Raw genomic sequence first — 2,254 nt, 5'->3', positions numbered from 1 at the left:
GTAGAGCTTGAGCGACTTCGACTCCACCAGCCAGGCGGAGGGGACATAGTCGATCACCAGGTGGGCGAAGTCCGGCTGGCCAGTCACCGGGCACAGGGCGGTGAATTCCGGAACCGTGAAGCGCACCAGGTACGCGGCGTCGGCGTGCGGATTGGGCACACGCTCCAGCACAGCCGCCTCAGGCGTTCCGGCTGCACGCGCCGTGCGCCCCAGCTGGGTGAGTTCGGTCTCTTCCATGCTGGCGGCATTAAAGGCTAGTAGGCCCCCGGACAACACACGGGAGAAGGCGCATGGCCGGGCAATACCAGGACTTCGTGGTGGTGGTGACCGGGGCGTCCACCGGCCTGGGCCGCGCTGTGGCCGTCGAGACCGCCGCCCAGGGCGCCAAGGCCGTGGTCATCAACTATGCACGCAACCGGGACGAGGCTGAGGAAACCGCCCGCCTGTGCCAGGCCCACGGCGCAGAGACCGTCCTGGTCCAGGGCGACGTCTCCCAGGACGCCGATTGTAGGGCCATCGCAGCGGCGGCGGAGCGGTTCGGGCGCATAGACGCCCTGTTCAACAACGCCGGCGCCACCACCTTCGCCGGCCATGCCGACATGGACGCCATCTCCGCCGAGGATTTCCAGCGGCTCTATGCGGTCAATGTGGTCGGTCCCTTCCAGATGGTTCGCGCCGCGCGCGCCCTGCTGGAGGCCGCGGGCCAGCCCGGCGCGGTGGTCAACACCAGCTCTATCGCCGGCGTCGTCGGCATTGGCTCCTCGGTGCCCTATGCGGCCTCCAAGGGCGCGCTCAATACGATGACCATCTCGCTGGCCCGGGCGCTGGCTCCGAAGATCCGCGTCAACGCCATCTGCCCGGGCTTCATCGACACGCCCTGGTTCGGCAAGGGCATCGGCGAGACCGGCGCGGAGCGGATGCGCGCCAACGCAGCCGCCAACACCCCGCTGAAGGTCGCCTCCAGCGCCGATGACATCGCAGCCTCCGCCGTCTTCCTCGGCTCGCCTGCCTCGCGCCACATCACCGGAGAGACGCTGATCGTCGACGCCGGCACGCACCTTGGGTTCGCCGCGCTGGTCGCGCGTTGACAACCCGTTAAGCGTTACCCTGCTCAATTCGCAGGCGCCGCCTGATCCTGGCGCTCATAATTTGTTCAGGCGTCGAGAGGCTTCGTCCGGCCCCGCCCCCCGCGTTGATCTGGGGGGCCAACAACCCAAGACGATGACCGCGCCCGCCAGCTCCGGCTTGGGCGGAGTAAGAGGGGATATTCAATGAGAAAACTAAACATCGCGCTGGCGGCCGCCGTAGGTTCGCTCGCGCTCGCCGGGGCCGCGCAAGCCCAGGACGCGGACAGCCCGTTCAAGCTCAGCTTCAACGTCGGCGCCAACACCGACTACGTCTTCCGCGGCATCAGCCAGACGGATGAGGACCCGTCGGTGTTCGGTGGCGTCGACGCCACCATCGGCAGCATCGGCTACGCCGGTATCTGGGTCTCCAATGTCGACTTCGGCCCCGGCAACAGCACGGACATCGAGTTCGACATCTACGCCGGCATCAAGCCGGTCCTGGGCGCGGTCACCTTCGACTTCGCGGCGATCTACTACGGCTACACCGACCAGCCCTCCGGATCTAACGAGGACTACTGGGAGTTCAAGGGCGCCGCCTCCGTGCCGGCTGGACCGGCCACGCTGGGTGCGGCCGTCTACTACTCGCCGGAGTTCTTCGGGAAGACCGGCGATGCGACCTATTTCGAGATCAACGCCGCCGTGCCGATCGGTGAGACCAAGTTCTCCGTGTCCGGCGCGGTCGGCCACCAGATGGTCGAAGGCCCGCTGGACTACAACACCTGGAACCTCGGCATCGGCTACGCCCTGACCGACAACATCGGCCTCGACGTGCGCTATCACGACACGGACGAGCACCGCTTCGGCAAGCTCTACGACAGCCGCGTTGTGGCCGGAATCAAGGCCGTCTTCTGACAACGGACTGATTTTTCGAACGCTTCTAGGAAAGCCGCCGCGGTCCCGCGGCGGCTTTTCCATTGCTTCGGGACCCCCTACTTCCTAGTTTCCCGCCACTACGCCGGGCGCGCACCGACCGCCTGCCGGCGTCATTCTGCGGAAAAACTCCGCCCGCCTAAGTTTTGCTGCTGGCCGCTCGTATGGGGGGGCCTAGGATTGGGAATCACTGGTGAGCGGAGTACGGCGCATGGAGCGGATGGCTGTCCGGGCCCAGACCGTCGTGTTCGATATCC

At 66.6% G+C, this 2,254-nt stretch carries 3 protein-coding genes; 2 read left to right on the top strand and 1 reads right to left on the bottom strand.

Annotated elements, in window-relative coordinates:
- On the bottom strand, positions 1–237 hold a 237-nt coding region (locus tag QZV94_RS24685; protein ID WP_367255333.1), incomplete at its 3' end, for an NADPH-dependent 7-cyano-7-deazaguanine reductase.
- Between the two features lie 53 nt (positions 238–290).
- Between QZV94_RS24685 and QZV94_RS24680 the strand changes: the two genes are divergently transcribed.
- Both QZV94_RS24680 and QZV94_RS24675 read left to right on the top strand, forming a co-directional pair.
- Positions 291–1,088 (top strand): SDR family NAD(P)-dependent oxidoreductase, encoded by a 798-nt coding sequence (locus tag QZV94_RS24680; protein WP_293683067.1) that lies wholly within the window; start codon positions 291–293, stop codon positions 1,086–1,088.
- 183 nt (positions 1,089–1,271) lie between these two features.
- Positions 1,272–1,979 (top strand): TorF family putative porin, encoded by a 708-nt coding sequence (locus QZV94_RS24675; RefSeq protein WP_293683065.1) that lies wholly within the window; start codon positions 1,272–1,274, stop codon positions 1,977–1,979.
- Positions 1,980–2,254: the final 275 nt, after the last annotated feature.

The organism is uncultured Phenylobacterium sp., from assembly GCF_902826855.1.
In the GTDB taxonomy this organism is placed as follows: Bacteria; Pseudomonadota; Alphaproteobacteria; order Caulobacterales; family Caulobacteraceae; genus Phenylobacterium.
The sequence above is the reverse complement of the archived record's forward strand: the minus strand, read 5'-3'. Positions and strand labels throughout refer to the sequence as shown.

What these genes read in the sequence shown, in the direction of transcription:
- QZV94_RS24680 (WP_293683067.1), top strand. Translation starts at nt 291, where the DNA reads ATGGCCGGGCAATACCAGGACTTCGTGGTGGTGGTGACCGGGGCGTCC.
- QZV94_RS24675 (WP_293683065.1), top strand. Translation starts at nt 1,272, where the DNA reads ATGAGAAAACTAAACATCGCGCTGGCGGCCGCCGTAGGTTCGCTCGCG.